At 61.9% G+C, this 17,240-nt stretch carries 12 protein-coding genes, 1 tRNA gene, 1 rRNA gene and 1 pseudogene; 8 read left to right on the top strand and 7 right to left on the bottom strand.

What is annotated here, in order from left to right; all coding sequences use genetic code 11:
• Window positions 1-12: 12 nt before the first annotated feature.
• Together rrf and AACW18_RS18755 are read left to right on the top strand one after the other, a co-directional pair.
• Window positions 13-127: ribosomal RNA gene (rrf, locus tag AACW18_RS18760) — 5S ribosomal RNA — on the top strand.
• Between the two features lie 96 nt (window positions 128-223).
• Window positions 224-300 (top strand) — tRNA-Asp (locus AACW18_RS18755).
• Window positions 301-1,566: 1,266 nt separating this feature from the next.
• Here AACW18_RS18755 and AACW18_RS18750 read toward each other — a convergent pair.
• The 4 genes from AACW18_RS18750 to kefF all read right to left on the bottom strand — a co-directional run bounded on the left by AACW18_RS18750 (window position 1,567) and on the right by kefF (window position 5,745).
• Complete coding sequence (locus AACW18_RS18750) at window positions 1,567-2,553, bottom strand: helix-turn-helix transcriptional regulator (RefSeq protein WP_042651831.1); 987 nt, start codon at window positions 2,551-2,553, stop codon at window positions 1,567-1,569.
• Window positions 2,554-2,835: 282 nt separating this feature from the next.
• Complete coding sequence (locus AACW18_RS18745) at window positions 2,836-3,222, bottom strand: SirB2 family protein (protein ID WP_042651832.1); 387 nt, start codon at window positions 3,220-3,222, stop codon at window positions 2,836-2,838.
• The gene (kefC, locus tag AACW18_RS18740) at window positions 3,219-5,075 is read right to left on the bottom strand and encodes a glutathione-regulated potassium-efflux system protein KefC (RefSeq protein WP_218389518.1); all 1,857 of its coding nucleotides are present in this window, start codon (window positions 5,073-5,075) and stop codon (window positions 3,219-3,221) included. Before kefC ends, AACW18_RS18745 begins: the two co-directional genes overlap by 4 nt.
• Window positions 5,076-5,145: 70 nt before the next feature.
• Window positions 5,146-5,745 (bottom strand): glutathione-regulated potassium-efflux system oxidoreductase KefF, encoded by a 600-nt coding sequence (gene kefF, locus AACW18_RS18735; protein WP_218389517.1) that lies wholly within the window; start codon window positions 5,743-5,745, stop codon window positions 5,146-5,148.
• 274 nt (window positions 5,746-6,019) lie between these two features.
• Here kefF and AACW18_RS18730 point away from each other — a divergent pair, with 274 nt between their 5' ends.
• From AACW18_RS18730 to AACW18_RS18710, 5 genes are all read left to right on the top strand, one after another.
• Window positions 6,020-6,343: a hypothetical protein gene (locus AACW18_RS18730; RefSeq protein WP_218389516.1), complete on the top strand. Its 324-nt coding sequence runs from the start codon at window positions 6,020-6,022 to the stop codon at window positions 6,341-6,343.
• A gap of 48 nt (window positions 6,344-6,391) precedes the next feature.
• Window positions 6,392-6,823 (top strand): DUF411 domain-containing protein, encoded by a 432-nt coding sequence (locus AACW18_RS18725; RefSeq protein WP_042651836.1) that lies wholly within the window; start codon window positions 6,392-6,394, stop codon window positions 6,821-6,823.
• Between the two features lie 317 nt (window positions 6,824-7,140).
• Window positions 7,141-9,282 (top strand): S9 family peptidase, encoded by a 2,142-nt coding sequence (locus tag AACW18_RS18720; RefSeq protein ID WP_218389515.1) that lies wholly within the window; start codon window positions 7,141-7,143, stop codon window positions 9,280-9,282.
• A gap of 537 nt (window positions 9,283-9,819) precedes the next feature.
• The gene (locus tag AACW18_RS18715) at window positions 9,820-10,791 is read left to right on the top strand and encodes a TAXI family TRAP transporter solute-binding subunit (RefSeq protein WP_042651838.1); all 972 of its coding nucleotides are present in this window, start codon (window positions 9,820-9,822) and stop codon (window positions 10,789-10,791) included.
• Between the two features lie 101 nt (window positions 10,792-10,892).
• Entirely contained in the window at window positions 10,893-13,442 is a 2,550-nt protein-coding gene (locus AACW18_RS18710; RefSeq protein ID WP_218389514.1) for a TRAP transporter permease, read from the top strand.
• Between the two features lie 56 nt (window positions 13,443-13,498).
• Here AACW18_RS18710 and AACW18_RS18705 read toward each other — a convergent pair whose 3' ends face one another.
• Window positions 13,499-13,648, bottom strand: coding sequence for a hypothetical protein (locus tag AACW18_RS18705; RefSeq protein WP_157433652.1), 150 nt, complete (start codon window positions 13,646-13,648; stop codon window positions 13,499-13,501).
• 174 nt (window positions 13,649-13,822) lie between these two features.
• Between AACW18_RS18705 and AACW18_RS18700 the strand changes: the two genes are divergently transcribed.
• Entirely contained in the window at window positions 13,823-14,449 is a 627-nt protein-coding gene (locus AACW18_RS18700; RefSeq protein WP_042651840.1) for a lysoplasmalogenase, read from the top strand.
• A gap of 99 nt (window positions 14,450-14,548) precedes the next feature.
• On the opposite strand, the gene AACW18_RS18695 is transcribed toward AACW18_RS18700, so the two are convergent.
• A complete protein-coding gene (locus tag AACW18_RS18695; protein ID WP_042651841.1) occupies window positions 14,549-16,102 on the bottom strand; it encodes a DHA2 family efflux MFS transporter permease subunit in 1,554 nt (517 codons plus the stop codon).
• A gap of 89 nt (window positions 16,103-16,191) precedes the next feature.
• Window positions 16,192-17,226, bottom strand: a pseudogene (locus AACW18_RS18690) (HlyD family secretion protein); the annotation flags it as partial.
• Window positions 17,227-17,240: the final 14 nt, after the last annotated feature.

Here is a 17,240-nt window from a genome sequence, read left to right as displayed (position 1 = left end):
TTGAAGTTTTTGCCTGGCGGCCATAGCGCCGTGGAACCACCTGATCCCATGCCGAACTCAGAAGTGAAACGCGGTAGCGCCGATGGTAGTGTGGCATTCGCCATGCGAGAGTAGGACACTGCCAGGCTCCTAATTAGACGACATTGTGCGCAGTACGATGTTGTGCCGCGAGGCTGACACCTCGATGAAACGGCGACGATTTAGCAGAAGCTAGCCAAATTGCGGAGCGGTAGTTCAGTTGGTTAGAATACCGGCCTGTCACGCCGGGGGTCGCGGGTTCGAGTCCCGTCCGCTCCGCCAATGATTAAGAAGCCCAGTCGAAAGACTGGGCTTTTTTTCATGTCTGACATCCGCCAAACCCTACTGTTACCCCTTCTCATTTCCTCCTTTGCATCACCATCATGCCCTTCAGATCCTTAGAGTGAGACAACCACAGGGGCTAGGAGCACTGAATCGCCCCTAACCTCAAGAGCCTCAAACTGAGGTCATTCTATAGAAGGTTGTCGCATTATTAGCTAGCCAAGGGGCTCGGTTAAGCCAGCCTGATGGTGCTCTGCATGTGGCTCTAATGGCTGGTTAGGGCCGCAGAGATCAGCGAGCCAGTGGAAGAATTAACGGGGATGGGGCGTTCTGGTTGCCTGGTCGAGCGGCAATAATGGAATGGCGGTGTGGGGCCGGTATTTATAGTTATGGACCACATTAATCCCTGATGCCAGGCATAAAGAAAAGGGGACGGCGGTTGCCGTCCCCTCAAGTCATCTAGTCCAGTCCATGAACTGCCATGCTCCCTGCAATCCCTGACTCTATCCTGTCCTTCGGATTATCCCCTTCCCAATCCGTTGAGGTGTCCTGTGGCCATCCTAGCCTGGCAATCGCTCCTGATTGCTTCACCTTCTCCATCCTGGAGGTGTCCGTTACCACATCCCGTGGTGTTCCTTGCGTCTTCCTGACAGATAACCACCCTGGTCATCTCGCTTCATCCTGAAGCCATTCCTTTCGCCTCCGGCGAGGTTCCTTTCATCCTGAAGAGCGGTAATCCGTACCACTCTGCCTCGTCCCGAGGTGTCCACCACCGCATCCTGCGGTTGTCCTGTCGATCCTTGTGATAACCATCCGGGTTATCAGCCTCATCCTGAGGTGTTCCTACCACATCCTGTGGTGTTCCCTTTATGCGCTGCCTCTGCATCCTGCCGAACCAGCGCCGTCCTTGTGAGACCAATACTAAGGCAATCGTGAGCGAGAACAAGGCGCGGAGCACCATAAGGCGTCGTCCACTACTGGATGGTTATTGCACAGAGAGGATTAGTTTTCTTATATATCATGATGTTAGTTAGTTTCTTAAGAAAGCATAACGCTTCCGGGATGGCTTCACGTACGGCTCAACACTGAGGGGTCTTACAGGGGGAATGGCGGATCTCTCACAACCAGATTGAGGGAGGAAAACGATGGTACAGAGTGCTCAATCAGGGGTGTAAGAGTTAAAAATTAATTGAACGAATATGCCTGAAAAGCATACAAAAAAGCCGAGACGAGGCTCGGCTTTTCATTATCAATGAAAGGGGGCTATCAGCTGACCCGGGTACCCGGCGTCGGGTAGGCCTTGCGCAGTGACTCTGGGGCCAGCACTTCCAGGTTGCCACTCATGTTGTTCAGCCAGGAGCGGAACTCGGGCGTATCTTGCACCTCGGTCTCTACCACCACGCTGCGTTTGTCGTAGCGGGTCATGCGCGGGTTGTGGCCCGGGATCTGCCCATCGATCAGAGTCGGGCAGTTGGCATCGATACGACCAACGAAGCGGATCGGGCCGCTGACGTCCTGATAGCCCTGATCGCGGATCAGCTTCTGGATGTTGAATTCCTTCGGCTGGGTGGCGCTGAAGTTGGTCAGTTCCACGTTCTTGATGTGATCGAACGGGATGCCATACACCTTGGGATCCAGCTCGGACAGGGTGCAGAGCAGGGTCGGGCCATCCGGCTGATTCAGGATGCCGAGCGGATTGATGCGGTCATAGCACAGCCACACGGTGCGCTCCTTGATGACACGCTGGATCTCGGCGCTGAATTTGCGACCACGCCACAGGGCGTCGCGGATCAGGGTGCTGCGACGGATCTCCGGGTTGCCGGCAAAGGGACGAGGAGACTGATGCACGCTCTCGAGCCAACGTTCCGCCAGCTCGCTCTGGCTGTCGCGGATCACCTGGCCGGCCTTGTCGACCAGCGGGTTCAATTCGGTCAATACGCTCGCCGGCAGCAGCTGGCTCGCCTGGTCACTCCAGGTTTTCAGCGCCACTGCCAGGGAGAGCGGCATGATGTTGGCAAAGTCATTGAGACCATGGCGCTCAAAGCACCAACCGTGCGGTTTGCTGCGCTCGTCCGAGGTGAGGTCGAACAACCCCATGCCGGACATCTCTTCCAGATCCCGTTGCACGGTACGCAGACTGACGTGTATGCCTTCTTCTTCCAGTTTTACCTGGAGTTGGCTGGCGGTCAGCTTGTAAGGGCGGTGCGGGATGCAACGCGCCAAGGTCAGTTGTCGTAACAGCTTCTTACTCATGGTGCATGCCTTCACTGGTTTAGCGTTGAGTGTATCCTAGCCATGACTTGCGACAGTCTATGTCGCAAGTTTTGCTGCGACAACTGTCGCCATTTTCATACAAGATGAGATAACCAATTGATATAAATCATTAAATCTATATTGAAAGGGGTTATTTGAGGCCTGTTTTTAGCCAAAAAAAGATGGAGTGCAGGGTTGCCCTTGTCGGCAGGGGGATAAAAGAGGCTGGGAATGGAGGGAGATGCGGTGAGGGCAGAGCCCTCACCGCTACAGGGCGTTGCTTCAGACCAGCCAGGACCAGGCAGACTTGGTGATGGCGGCACCCACCATGTAACCGAACACGGCAAGGGCCGCCAGGCCGGCGATCAGCTTCTGAGTACGGTAAGGACGCTTGAGCGCCATGACGCCTAGCCCGATGTAGAGCACCAGGGCGATCAGCTTGGCCATCAGCCAGGGTTGCTGGCCGGGGCTCATCTGCAGGGTCACCGCCAGCACCAGCCCGAACAGCAACAGCAGGGTGTCGTTGATGTGGGGCAGGACCTTGAGCCATTTCTGTTGCAGGCGCGGGCTGCCGCCGAGGGCAAGGCACCAGCGATAGAGGAACAGCAGCACGCTGATCAGGGCCAGGGTCATGTGCAGGTGTTTGAGCAGGGGGTAATAGGCAATCATATTGCTTCCTTGTCGTTGTCGGGCAGACCGCTGTTCCAGTTGTGGGCGTGGGTACGCTCCTGTCCTTCCTGATCGTCTTGCAGCAGATCGGAGAGGATCTCCCGGTATTGCAGGCTCTTGTTGATATAGGTGTGCTCGTCGTCCAGGTAGTTGACCTGCTCCCGCAGCAACCGGTTGTCATACTGCTTGAACATCTGGCCGGCGCGCCAGGCCTGGTTGGCCCGGAATCCCAGCTGGGTCAGGGCCTCCACCCCGAGATCCACGGCGGAACCCAGGGTTTCCCGGTGCACGCTGTCGACCCCCTGGCGCAGGATCTCGTGGGCATGGGGTCTGTCCTGGGCGCGCGCCAGTATCTTAAGGTGCGGGAAGTGTTTCTTCACCATCTCGATGACGGCGATCGAGGTGGCCGGATCGTTGACGGAGAGCACCAGCAGTTTGGCCTTGTGGGCGCCGGCGGCGTGCAGCAGATCGAGCCGGCTGGCATCGCCATAGAAGACCTGATAGCCGTACTTGCGCAGCATCTCGATCTGGCTGGCATCCTGCTCGAGTATGGTGGTGCCGATGCCGTGGCCATGCAGCAGACGGCCCACGATCTGACCGAAGCGGCCGAAGCCGGCGATGATGACGGGGTGTTCGACCAGCTCGGGCTGCTCGTGTTGCGGCACGTCGGCCTGGTTGCGGTAGTCAAACCAGGGCTGGATCACCCTGTCGTTGAGGATCAGCAGCAAGGGCGTCAGCGCCATGGAGAGCGCGACCACCAGGGTCAGCAGCGAGATGGTCTCGCTCGGCAGCACCTTGTTCTGGGTGGCGAACGAGAACAGCACGAAGGCAAATTCCCCCCCCTGCGCCAGTGCCAGCCCGAAGGTCCAGCGCTGGCCGGGCGAGATGCGGATGATGAGGCCAAGCGCCATCAGCACCAGCCACTTCAGGACCATCAGGCCGATCACTAGGGCCGGAATGAGCAGGGGATGCGCGGCAAACAGGCCGAAGTCGATGCCGGCGCCGACCGACATGAAGAACAGCCCGAGCAGCAGCCCCTTGAACGGCTCTATGTCCGCCTCCAGCTCGTGGCGATACTCGCTGTCGGCCAGTACCACCCCGGCGAGGAAGGAGCCAAGCGCGGGGGAGAGTCCCACCGACTCCATCAGCACCGCGATGGCGATGACCAGCAGCAGGGCGGCGGCGACGAAGATCTCCCGCATATGGGACTGGGCGATGGCGCGAAACACCGGCCGCATCAGGTAATGGCCGCCCAGCACTATGCCGGCGATGGCGGCGACGACCAGCAGGCCGTGCTGCCAGCCCGCCAGATCCGGGTTGCCGTTATTGACCACAGGAGTGATGGCCAGCAGCGGCAGGATCGCCAGTATGGGGATCACGGCGATGTCCTGGAACAGCAGCACCGCAAAGGCGGAGCGCCCGCTCTCGCTCTGCATCAGCTTGCGCTCCTGCAGACTCTGCAGGACGATGGCGGTGGAGGAGAGCGCCAGGATGAGGCCGATGGCGAGCCCCTGTTGCCAGGGCAGGCCGATGAGGCAAGCCACCCCGGTCAGGGCGGCTGTGGTGAGCAGAACCTGCAGGCCACCGGTGCCGAGGATGGGCCCCTTGAGCTGCCACAGCAGGGCGGGTTTGAGCTCAAGCCCGACCAGGAACAGCATCAGCACCACGCCGAACTCGGCGAAGTGCATCACATCCTTCTGCTCACCCACCAGGCCCAGCAGGAAGGGGCCTATGATGATGCCCGCCAGCAGGTAGCCGAGCACCGAGCCCAGCCCCCAGCGCTTGGCAAGGGGCACGGCGAGCACCGCCGCCGAGAGATAGATCAGCGCATCGAACAGCAATCCATGTCCCATTAGTCGGCCCTCCCTTCGAACCTGGCTGTCCGGCTCGGCTCATCGAGTCGGCAAAATAGCTGAGCGTGTTTCATGAGAGCACCTCCAGCAGGTCACGCAGATAGGCGCTCTCGCCGAGCTGGGCGGGGGTCAGTCGCTCGTCGCGCAGGGCGCACAGCAGTTGACGATAATCCTGCCCGCAGCGGTACAGCGCCTGGGGATCCTTCAGCTTGTGAAAGGAGTGGAGCACGAAGGGCGGCAGCCAGCTCATGCCGCACAGCTGCGCCGTCTGTTGGAAGGGCAGCAGGAAGTCGAGCAGCGGCCGGTTGTTGTAACCCGCGCTGCAGTAGGATTCGGGGGCTCCGCCTGTGGTGATGGCGCTCAGCCACTGCTTGCCAGCGAGCGCATGGGCCTCGGGGCCATAGGCGTAGCCGTACTCCAGCACCAGATCCATCCACTCCTTCATGATGGCCGGGCAGGAGTACCAGTAGAAGGGGTGCTGGAAGACGATGAGATCGTGCTCCATCAGCAGCGCCTGCTCGCGCTTCACGTCGATGAACATGTCCGGATAGCGATGGTAGAGGTCGTGTACGGTGACGCCCTCCATGCCTTCGATCGCCTGCAGCAGCTGTTTGTTGGCCCTGGAACTCTGCAGCGCCGGGTGTGAGAAGATAACCAGAATGCGTTTCATGGGGTCATAACCTGAGAGGAGACTCTTGTCCGCGAAAAGAAAATGCATCGAGCAGCGACGTTATCAAGAAGTGCCTGTTCCCGCCAGTGTCAGGGCGGATGGCGGCGGGCGTGTCGCCCGACAGAGGCGGTTCTTTTGGCACCGCTCAACCTGGCCCAGTGTGTCATGTCCCATCCCCTATCTCATCCTCTTTTGATCTGTCGCAGGGGGGAGGCTTGACCCTCCCCCAGGGCCAAGGGTTACCATAGGCCTCCTTTGATTACTGAGTCATGTCATGGTTCTGACCCGTCGCCAACTCGCTCGCGCCCGCCGCTGGCTCCCCCTGTGGAGTCTGCTGATGGTGTTGATGTCGTTTGGCAGCCGGGCGGCGACCGATCTCTGCACCCTGACGCCCCATTGCAGCCAGAGTGAGCGCACCCTGGAGAAAGCCATGCCCTGCGGCAGCTTCACTTCGGCGCTCGCCATGACGGTGCTCACCGGCGGCGACCTGACGGTCGCCGTGCTGGAGCCGGACGCTCCGCGTTTCATCTTCCCCTCCCTGTTCATGCCGGACGCGCCGCTAGAGCGGCTCGAACGCCCCCCTCGCCAGTTCCGTTGAGTCGAGTCCCCCTGTTTTTTGGGTATTTCTTCTTATCTGAGGTGAGTTATGTACAAGTCCCTGTTACTGGCCGTGCTGGCCGGTACCGTCAGCTTCTCTGCCCTGGCGGCGGAGCAGATGACCGTCTACAAGTCCCAGTATTGCGGCTGCTGCAAGACCTGGATCAAGCACATGGAAGAGAACGGCTTTGAGGTCAAGGTCGTCGAAACCGAGCAGCTCGATCCCATCAAGCAGCAATACGGTATCACCCCGCAGCTGGCGTCCTGCCACACCGGGGTGGTGAACGGCTATGTGGTGGAGGGGCATGTACCCGCCGCCGACGTGCAGAAGCTGCTCAAGGAAAAACCGGCGATCCGCGGCCTGACCATTCCGGGCATGCCCCAGAGTGCGCCTGGCATGGATATTCCGGGTCAGCCCTATCAGGTGCTGAGCATCAGCGAGGAGGGCGCGACCAAGGTCTGGTCGAGCTACCCCGGCTGACGCACCCTGGTCATGAGCAGGCACTACTCCATCATGTGAGGCACACCTGAGCGAACCCGTGTCGCTCATGGCCAGCACGAGAGGGCCGTCATCGCAGGATGGCGGCCCTTTTCCGTGGTTTTTGGCCGAATGTTTGGGGATCACTTGCAACCCAGGGCGACAAGGGGCAGATTGATCGCCAATTTATGATCACGGGGTTGAGAGCCAGATTTGCTAGCCTCGTTACCGCGCAAGCAGGGTGACCGGCAGCAGAGCGATCGTCAGTTTATGGCGCTAATACCCGGCCGCCTACCCTGCTACCGCGCAAAGGATGCGACATGTTCACCTTTTCCCGAGGGCTTCTGCTGCTGGCTTGCTTGGCCGCCGTTCCCTGTTCCTATGCCAATGAAGAGTCCGCCATGCCGACAAGCGAAACCCCTATCCAGCCGCCCGTGGCCGCCAAGCACCCGCACTCCATGAAGAAACATGGGGATGTCCGAATCGACAACTACTACTGGCTGCGGGATGACGAGCGCCAGAAGCCCGAGGTGCTGGATTATCTCAAGGCCGAAAACGCCTACACCGAGGCCATGCTCAAACCGACCAAGCCACTGCGCGATCAGCTCTACAAGGAGATGGTGGCCCGCATTCCCCAGCAGGATGAGTCGGTGCCCTATGTGAAGAACGGCTACCGCTACCAGACCCGCTACGAGCCGGGCAAGGAGTACGGCATCTACTCCCGCACCAAGCTGGGGGAGAAGGACGCCAGCCTGATGCTGGACAGCAACCAGCGCGCCGAGGGGCACGAGTTCTACTCCCTCGGCGCACTGGAGGTGAGCCGCAACAACCGCTGGCTGGCGGTGGCGGAAGATTTCCTCTCTCGTCGTCAGTACCAGATCCAGTTCCTCGATCTGGAGAGCGGCAAGTGGGCGAGCGACAAACTGGAAAACACCTCGGGCAACCTGGTGTGGGCCAACGACAGCAAGACGGTGTTCTACGTGCGCAAGCACCCCAAGACCCTGCTGCCCTATCAGGTCTATCGCCACGAGCTCGGCTCGGATCCGGCCAAGGATCAGCTGGTCTACGAGGAGAAGGATGGCACCTTCTATGTCAGCCTCTACGCCACCACCTCGGAAGACTTCATCGTCATCGCGCTCTCCAGCACCACCACGGGGGAGGCGCGGCTCATCGACGCCAACACCCCGACCCAGGCGCCGCGGCTGTTCCTGCCCCGCCAGGTGGATCACGAATACAGCCTGGACCACTACCGTGGCCGCTTCTACGTGCGATCCAACAAGGACGGCAAGAACTTCGGCCTGTACGAGACCAAGGAGAGCCCGGTGGATCGCTGGAAGGCGGTCATAGCCCCCAATCCGGACGTGCTGCTGGAGAGCTACGCCCTGTTCAAGGATTGGCTGGTGCTGGAGGAGCGCAGCAAGGGGCTGACCCGGCTGCGGCAGGTCAACTGGCAGAGTGGCGAGCAAAAAGAGATCGCCTTCGACGATCCCGCCTATGTCACCTGGCTCGCCTTCAATCCGGAGCCGGAGACCAGCGAGCTGCGCTATGGCTACTCCTCCATGACCACCCCCTCGTCCACCTATGAGCTCAACATGGACAGCGGCAAGCGCACCCTGCTCAAACAGCAGGCGGTGGCGGGCTTCAAGCCGGCGCTCTATGCCAGCGAGCGGCTGTGGGTGACGGCCCGCGACGGTGTCGCCGTGCCGGTGTCGCTGGTCTATCGCAAGGATATGTTCAAGCAGGATGGTCAGAACCCGCTGCTGGTGTATGGCTACGGCTCCTACGGCGCCAGCATGGATCCCGACTTCAGCACCTCTCGCCTGAGCCTGCTGGATCGGGGCTTCGTCTACGCCATCGCCCACATCCGGGGTGGCGAGGAGCTGGGGCGCGGCTGGTATGAGGATGGCAAGCTGCTTAAAAAACAGAACAGCTTCCACGACTTCATCGACGTGACCGAGGCGCTGGTGAGCCAGGGCTACGGCGCCAGGGATCAGGTCTACGCCATGGGCGGCAGCGCCGGCGGCCTGCTGATGGGGGCCGTCATCAATCAGGCGCCCCAGCTCTACCGTGGGGTAGTGGCACAGGTACCATTCGTGGACGTGGTCACTACCATGCTGGATGAATCCATTCCGCTCACCACCGGGGAGTACGACGAGTGGGGCAACCCGAACCAGAAGCGCTACTACGACTACATGAAGGCCTACAGCCCCTACGATCAGGTCAAGGCACAGGCCTACCCGAACCTGCTGGTTACCACCGGGCTGCACGACTCCCAGGTGCAGTACTGGGAGCCGGCCAAGTGGGTCGCCAAGCTGCGGGAGCTGAAGACCGACGACAACAAGCTGCTGCTCAGCACCGACATGGATGCCGGGCACGGCGGCAAGTCGGGCCGTTTCAAGGCCTATGAGGACATAGCGCTGGAGTTTGCCTTTATCCTGGATCTGGCCAAGCCGAAGGCATGAGGAAAGGCTAAGCGGTTGTTGCTGAACGCGACTCTGGTGCCTGGGACGGCGCCGATCCGCAGATGAGAACAGGCCGGTGAGGGCAACCCTCCGGCCTGTATTTTTATCTCGCAGCCAAACCCATAAGCCACCAAGCTTGAGGCCCTTGCCAGCCAAGGGCTGCAAAAGAATCTCCCCTCCATTTTCCCTCTGCCTGCATGAACAGATTCAATTAATCCATGACCGATGAATTGATGATCCAGTTCAAATTTCTCGCTATTTAAATCCAGCATTTTGCCATTTTGTTTGATTTATGTTGGCACTATGTGCCTAATCAAGGGGTTACCACTTTTGATCCGACCCTCTTCTGGTCGAATCGCCCTCGATCGGCATGACGCTGATTATCTCACCGCAGGATGATGGTGGCTTTGGGAAGAGCCGTTGGCGCTCGACCCTTTCCTCATATGAGGTCATATAGGCGGACCCAGTCTTGATGCGGGTCCGTCTCATATTCACCCGGGAATCGGGTGAGATAAATCAATGAAAAGGATGGAAAACATGAAAGGATTATCCTTGGCGTGCGCCTTGTCGGCTGCCCTGGTTGGCGTCTCCTTCGGCGGCCAGGTCCAGGCACAGGAACGCTTCGTGACGATCGGTACCGGCGGTCAGACCGGGGTCTACTACGTGGCGGGTCAGTCTATCTGCCGTTTCCTCAATCGCGGCGCCGCCGATCACCAGATCAAATGCAACGCCCCGGCCAGCGGCGGCGGGGTGGCCAACGTCAACGGCATCCGCAGTGGTGAATTCAACTTCGGCATCATGCAGTCCGACCACCAGTACAAGGCGATGAAGGGGCTGCCCCCCTTCCAGGCCGAGGGGGCCATGGACGACATGCGCGCCGTCTTCTCCCTGCAGAGCGAGGTGTTCACCATACTGGCCCGGCGCGACGCCAAGATCGCCAGCTTCGACGATCTGAAGGGCAAGCGCGTCAACATCGGCAACCCGGGCTCGGGCCAGCGCGACACCATGGAAGAGATCATGGCGGTCAAGGGCTGGCAGAAGAGCGACTTCGGGCTGGTCTCCGAGCTGAAGCCGGCCGAGCAGGCCTCGGCGCTGGGTGACAACAACATCGATGCCATGAGCTACTTCGTCGGTCACCCGAACGGGGCCATCCAGGAGGCCTCCACCACCACGGACGCCGTGCTGGTGCCGGTGACCGGGGCCGACATCGACAAGCTGCTGGCCGAGAAGAGCTACTACACCAAGGCCGAGATCCCCGGCGGTCTCTACAAGGGCAGCGACCAGCCGACCCCGTCCATCGGCGGCAAGGCGGTGCTCTCCACCAGCGCCAAGGCCGATCCGGAAGTGGTCTATCAGCTGGTCAAGTCGGTGTTCGACAACCTGGATCGCTTCAAGCGTCTGCACCCGGCCTTCGCCGATCTGAAGGAAGCCGACATGATCAAGGTGGGTCTCTCAGCCCCGCTGCATGAAGGCGCCGCCCGTTATTACAAAGAGCGCGGCTGGCTCTGATCGCAGGCTCAAGGGCCTCTCTCGTCTCTTCGACACCCGTCTGCCGCCTTGCCGCGGTAGCGGGTGTCGTGTCGTTGTACTCGTAGGCACAAGTTAACCCTATGCAAGAAAAACAACTCTCTACCGAGGAACTGATCGCCCAGGACGTGGGTGCTCGGCTGCCGCTCGGCCTCATGGGCTGGCTCATCACGGGGCTGGCGCTGGCCTGGTCCCTGTTCCAGCTCTGGATCGCCTCTCCGCTGCCCTTCATGCTGGGCTTCGGGGTCCTCAACGATACCGAAACCCGCGCCATTCACCTCAGCTTCGCCCTGCTGCTGGCCTATCTGGTGTTCCCGGCCTTCCGGCGTTCGCCCCGGGATCGGGTGCCGCTCGGTGACATCGCCCTCGGCCTGGTCGCCGCCGGTGCGGCCGCCTATCTGTTCGTCATGTATGAGGCCCTGGCCCAGCGCCCCGGCAATCTCACCACCTCGGATCTGGTCACCGCCTGCATTGGCATCCCGCTGCTGCTGGAGGCGACCCGTCGCGCCCTTGGGCCCGCCCTGGCGGTGATCGCCCTGGTGTTTCTCGGCTACAGTCTGGCCGGTCCCTGGATGCCGGGGCTGCTGGCTCACCGCGGGGTGAGCTTCACCGCGCTGGCCAACCACCAGTGGATCACCACAGAGGGGGTGTTCGGCATAGCGCTCGGGGTCTCCACCAGCTTCGTGTTCCTGTTCGTGCTGTTCGGTGCCCTGCTGGAGCGAGCCGGCGCCGGTCACTACTTCATCCAGCTCGCCTTCAGCCTGCTCGGCCACCTGCGCGGCGGGCCGGCCAAGGCGGCCGTGGTCGCCTCGGCGCTGACCGGGGTCATCTCCGGCTCCTCCATCGCCAACGTGGTCACCACCGGCACCTTCACCATCCCCATGATGAAGCGGGTCGGCTTCTCCAAGGAGAAGGCGGGAGCGGTCGAGGTGGCCTCCTCGGTCAACGGCCAGATCATGCCGCCGGTGATGGGGGCCGCCGCCTTCCTGATGGTGGAGTACGTGGGCATCCCCTACGTCGAGATCATCAAGCACGCCTTCCTGCCGGCGACCATCTCCTACATAGCGCTGCTCTACATAGTGCACCTGGAGGCGCTCAAGCTCGGAATGGAGCCCATCGGCAACCACCAACCCAAACCCTGGTTGCGCCGCCTGACCGGCTTTGCCTTCGGCGCCGCCCTGATCAGCGGCCTGTCGATGGTGGTCTACTATGGCCTCGGCTGGCTCAAGCCGGCGCTGGGTGAATACGCCCTGCCGGGGGTCGCCTTGCTGCTGGTGGTCGTCTATCTGGGCCTGCTCAAGATAGCGGCCAGCAATGAACCGCTGCCCGCCGAGGATCCGGATCAGCCGCTGACCGAGCTGCCCAACACCCGCGCCGTGCTGCTGTCCGGCCTGCACTTCCTGCTGCCGGTGGTGGTGCTGGTGTGGTGCCTGATGGTGGAACGGTTATCGCCTGGGTTGTCGGCCTTCTGGGGCACCGTCATGCTGACCATCATACTGCTGACCCAGCGGCCGCTGCTCAACTGGCTGCGCACCGATGGCAAGCACCACTACGGCTCGGCCCGCGATGGCCTGGTGGATCTGAGGGAGGGCCTGGTGGCCGGTGCCCGCAACATGATCGGCATCGGCATCGCCACCGCCACCGCCGGCATCATAGTGGGTGCCGTCTCCCAGACCGGGGTTGGTCTGGTGCTGGCGGATCTGGTGGAGTTCCTCTCCATGGGCAACCTGCTGCTGATGCTGCTGCTGACCGCCCTGCTGAGCCTGATCCTCGGCATGGGGCTGCCCACCACCGCCAACTACATAGTGGTGTCCAGCCTGCTGGCACCGGTGGTGGTGACGCTCGGCCAGCAGAACGGCCTGATAGTGCCGCTCATCGCGGTGCACCTGTTCGTGTTCTACTTCGGCATCATGGCGGACGTGACCCCGCCGGTGGGGCTGGCGTCGTTCGCGGCGGCGGCCGTTTCCAAGGGGGATCCCATCAAGACCGGGATCACCGCCTTCTACTACAGCCTGCGCACCGCGGCGCTGCCGTTCCTGTTCATCTTCAACACGGATCTGCTGCTGATCGACGTGGACTTCGCCCACGGTGTGCTGATCTTCATGGTGGCCACAGTGGCCATGCTGATCTTCGCCGCCGCGACCCAGGGCTGGTTCCTGGCGCGCAGCCGCTGGTACGAGAGCGTGCTGCTGCTGCTGGTGGCCTTCACCCTGTTCCGTCCCGGCTTCTGGATGGACATGGTGCACGATCCCTACAGCGACACGGCGCCGGCCCAGTTCGCCCAGACCCTGGGGGAGGTGGAGGCGGAGAGCACCCTGCGGCTGCGGATCCAGGGGGAGGATGCGGTGGGCAAGCTGCGCCAATCCACAGTACTGCTGGCGGTGCCGGCCGGTGCCGATGGGGAGGCCCGTCTCGCCAGCCTGGGGCTGGCCTTGTATGAGCAGGATGGCAAGACGCTGATCGACAACGTCACCTTCGGTAGTCCGGCGGCGGAGGCCGGCATGGAGTTCGATCAGGAGATCCTCTCCGTCAAGGCACCCACCGAGCGCTGGCGCAAGGAGCTGATGTGGTTGCCTGGCTTCCTGCTGTTTGCGCTGGTGGTCTGGCTGCAGCGGCGACGAACCTTGCGTTAATCAACACCCACAATAAAAACGGCGCCTCGAAGGCGCCGTTTTCAATCTTGGGGGCGTTACTCTGGCTGCTGTTCTTGCAGCAGACTCAGGTTCTGCTGTTCCAGCGGGCTCAGGCCCAGCTGCTCGCAGGCTTGCTCGAAGCTGATCCCCAGATGACACATCATGATATCGATAGCGGGCAGATAGTTGGTCATAGTTTGTTCCATGGTGATCCTTCAGACCCGTTTCTTATGCCCGAGCCACGAGGGCGGGGCAATTAGACTTTAGGCGTAGACTGCTCATCTGCTGCGCACCCCTGCCACTCGGCGGGGGAATTTGTTACTCTTGCGAGCACTAAAGAGGTTGCCGTATGACAGCGAGCAACCGGTGAGGAGCAGGGCATGTTATTGAGTTTCTTGATCATCGCATCGGGCTGGTGGCATATCCGCGCAGCCTACGGCTCAGACTCCCGTCAGTTCTATATCAGCAAGCCGCTGACCATGCTGTTTATCATCGCACTGGCGTTCGGTTACCAGAGTGACGACCATAACGGCTCCCATGCCTGGCTCCTGCTCGGCCTCTGCCTGTCGCTCGCCGGTGACGTGCTGCTGATGCTGCCAAGGGATCGCTTCATCCAGGGACTGGCGGCATTTCTTGTCGCGCACCTCTGCTACATCGTCGGCTTCGCCCAGGGGCCGCTGGTGCTGAAGCTGGTGGATGGCCTGATGTTGCTGCTGGTGGCCGGCCTGGTGTTCGGCCTGCTGTGGGGCCAGCTGGGGGAGATGAAGATCCCGGTGTTCTGCTACATGCTGGTGATCATCGGCATGGCCTGGGTGGCGGCAGGCGCCTGGCATGCCTCCCTGACGGCGGGCAGCGCCGCCGCACTGGTGGGGGCCCTGATGTTCCTGTTCTCCGACAGCATGCTGGCGCTGGACAGATTCCGCCGGCCCTTCCCCCACGCCAAGGCCTGGATCATGAGCAGCTACTTCGCGGCCCAGTTCCTGATCGCCGCCTCGCTGGCGGGATAAGGCGGGACTTCATCCCTCGCCTGCGAGTGCGCATCCGGCGGGTGGGATGAAGAATCTCCAGCCAGAAAAAAACGGGCCAGTCGGCCCGTTTTTTTATTGTCATGACTCCAGCGGCTCCCCATTGGCCGGCTTGGGGGCCGGCTGCTTGAGCAGCAGCATCAGGGCGCTGGCGATGAGCAGGAAGATCCCCATCACGTAGAACACCTGATTGTAGGCCATGATGGCCGCCTCCCGCGAGATGGTGTTGGATAGCATGGCCTGGGCCTGCTGCTGCGCCAGCTCGGGGCCAGAGCCCTGCGCCATCATGCTCTGGGTCAGCTGCAGCAGATAGCTCTGTCCCTCGATGCTGGTGGCGGCCAGGGTGCTGCTGATCTGGCTGAAATGGATGCGGGTATCGTTGTCGATCAGGGTGGCGATGATGGCGATGCCGAAGGCGCCCCCCAGGTTGCGCAGCACGTTGAGCAGGGTCGAGGAGGAGGGGATCTCCTCCGGGCTCAGGCTGGCGGTGGCCACCAGAGAGAGCGGCACCATGACGAAGGGCTGGCCCAGCGCCCGCACGATCAGCGACTGGATCAGCTGGGGCCCGGCGTAGTCGGCGCTCATGTTCACGTTCATAAAGCAGCTCACCCCGAAGATCAGGAAGCCGAAGCTCACCAGATAGCGCGGGTCTATCCTGGTGACCAGCTTGGGCACCAGCGGCAGCACCAGCAGCTGTGGCAGCCCCATCCACATCAGCACCTCACCTATCTCCAGCGCGTTGTAGTTGTGGATTTGGGTCATGTAGAGCGGCAACACATAGATGGATCCCATCAACCCCATGCCGAGCACCAGATAGGCGAAGCAGGCCAGCGCGAACCGCGGGCTGTGCAGCAGCCGCAGGTTGACCAGCGGATGGCGCCGCAGCAACTGGCTGATGACGAAGAACACCAGCGCCACCACGGAGATGACGGTGAGCCGCACTATGAAGCTGGAACCGAACCAGTCCTCTCTGTTGCCCTCCTCCAGCACCACCTCCAGCAGGCCGAGGCCCACCGCCATGGTGACGATGCCGATGAGATCCACCCGCTTGATCACCTCCCAGTCCACCGGCTTCCGGTCCAGGCCATGGGCCAGCATGGCCATCACCAGCAGGCCGGGCGGCACGTTCAGATAGAAGATGTAGTGCCAGGAGAACTGCTCGGTCAGCCAGCCGCCGAGGGTCGGCCCTATGGTGGGCGCAAAGGTGGCACACAGGCCGAACAGCGCCATGCCGGTGGCGCGCTTGTGCAGCGGCAACAGGCTGATGATCAGGGAGAAGGCCATGGGGATGAGGGCGCCGCCGGTGAAGCCCTGCAGGGCCCGGAAGACGATCATGCTGGTAAGGTTCCAGCTGAACGAGCAGAGCACGGAGGCGACGATGAAGGCGCCGGTGCTCCACAGCATGTAGCGACGCACGCTCAGGCCACGGCTCAGCCAGCCACTGAGCGGGATGGCGATCATCTCGGCCACCAGATAGGAGGTGGAGATCCAGGAGCTCTCGCTCAGGGTGGCCGACAGGGCCCCCTGAATGTCCTTCAGGGAGGCGTTGGTGATCTGGATGTCGAGGATGGCCATGAAGGCGCCGATGAGCCCCCCCATGACCGCGATCCAGTTGCGACGCGGGATGGGTTCCATCAGTGGGCGGCCACCACGGCTTCAGAGGCCTGGCTGTCCAGGTTCACCCCGCTGGCCGGGGCGGCGGGCTCAGTGCTCGCCAGCCGGTCCGGCGCGGCGGTGCGGGTATCCACTATCACCTCGGTGGAGAGGCCCGGCCGCAACTTGCCCGCCAGCGGGCCCGGCTCGGGGATGCGGATCTTGACCGGGATCCGCTGCACTATCTTGGTGAAGTTGCCGGTGGCATTTTCGGGAGGCAGCAGGGCGAACTTGGCGCCGGTGGCGGGGGCCAGGCTGTCGATGATGCCCTCGACCGGTTGATCCGGGTAGGCATCCAGGATCACCTCCACCCTCTGGCCCGGCTGCATGTGTTGCAACTGGGTCTCTTTGAAGTTCGCCTCGACCCAGACTTGCTGCAGCGGCACCAGGCTGGCGACTTGCATGCCGGACTGCACGTAGAGCCCTTCCCGCAGGCTGCGCTTGCCGATGATGCCGTCGGCCGGGGCCCGCAGCTCGGTGTAACCGAGTTCCAGTCTGGCCTGTTCCAGCTGGGCCTCACTCAGTGCCAGTCTGGCCAGATTCTGCTTGGCCTCCGCATCCAGCACCAGCAGGCGCTCACGGGCCGCCTGCAGGGCCGCCTTGGCCTCCTGCAGCAGGGCCTGATTGACGCGCAAACCGGCCTGCACCTCGTCCAGGTTGTCCTGGGAGCTGTAGTGGCGCTGATTGAGCTGGCCGACACGATGCACCTGCTGCTGGGAGCGCACCTGCTCGGCCTCGGCCGAGGCGACCTTGGCCTCGGCCTGACGGATCAGGCTCTGCTGCTGAGTGCGGGTGGCGGCCAGGTTCTCCGCCGTCGCCTGGTTGAGGTGCAGGTCGGCCTCGGCCTCGATCACCTTGGCTTTGTATTCCCGATCGTCCAGCCGGGCGATCAGCTGACCCGCTTTCACTTCCTGGTTGTCGGTCACCAGCACCTGGCTGATGTAGCCGGGCAGCTTGGAGCCGATGCCGGTCACCTCGCTCTGCAGATAGGCGTTGTCGGTGCTCTCGAAGTAACGGGCGTGCAGATACCAGTAGCCGGCAAACAGCATGCCGAACAGGGCCAGCAGCAGGGCGGCCAGCAGGGGGATCTTCTTGTGTTGACTCATTGTGTGGGGTTTCC

It is taken from the genome of Aeromonas sp. sia0103 (assembly GCF_963895295.1).
Lineage (GTDB): Bacteria > Pseudomonadota > Gammaproteobacteria > Enterobacterales > Aeromonadaceae > Aeromonas > Aeromonas encheleia.
This window is presented reverse-complemented; position numbering and strand designations above follow the sequence as displayed.

Coding starts and splice junctions, on each gene's coding strand:
- AACW18_RS18750 (WP_042651831.1), bottom strand. CDS start 2,553: ATGAGTAAGAAGCTGTTACGACAACTGACCTTGGCGCGTTGCATCCCG.
- AACW18_RS18745 (WP_042651832.1), bottom strand. CDS start 3,222: ATGATTGCCTATTACCCCCTGCTCAAACACCTGCACATGACCCTGGCC.
- kefC (WP_218389518.1), bottom strand. CDS start 5,075: ATGGGACATGGATTGCTGTTCGATGCGCTGATCTATCTCTCGGCGGCG.
- kefF (WP_218389517.1), bottom strand. CDS start 5,745: ATGAAACGCATTCTGGTTATCTTCTCACACCCGGCGCTGCAGAGTTCC.
- AACW18_RS18730 (WP_218389516.1), top strand. CDS start 6,020: ATGGTTCTGACCCGTCGCCAACTCGCTCGCGCCCGCCGCTGGCTCCCC.
- AACW18_RS18725 (WP_042651836.1), top strand. CDS start 6,392: ATGTACAAGTCCCTGTTACTGGCCGTGCTGGCCGGTACCGTCAGCTTC.
- AACW18_RS18720 (WP_218389515.1), top strand. CDS start 7,141: ATGTTCACCTTTTCCCGAGGGCTTCTGCTGCTGGCTTGCTTGGCCGCC.
- AACW18_RS18715 (WP_042651838.1), top strand. CDS start 9,820: ATGAAAGGATTATCCTTGGCGTGCGCCTTGTCGGCTGCCCTGGTTGGC.
- AACW18_RS18710 (WP_218389514.1), top strand. CDS start 10,893: ATGCAAGAAAAACAACTCTCTACCGAGGAACTGATCGCCCAGGACGTG.
- AACW18_RS18705 (WP_157433652.1), bottom strand. CDS start 13,648: ATGGAACAAACTATGACCAACTATCTGCCCGCTATCGATATCATGATG.
- AACW18_RS18700 (WP_042651840.1), top strand. CDS start 13,823: ATGTTATTGAGTTTCTTGATCATCGCATCGGGCTGGTGGCATATCCGC.
- AACW18_RS18695 (WP_042651841.1), bottom strand. CDS start 16,102: ATGGAACCCATCCCGCGTCGCAACTGGATCGCGGTCATGGGGGGGCTC.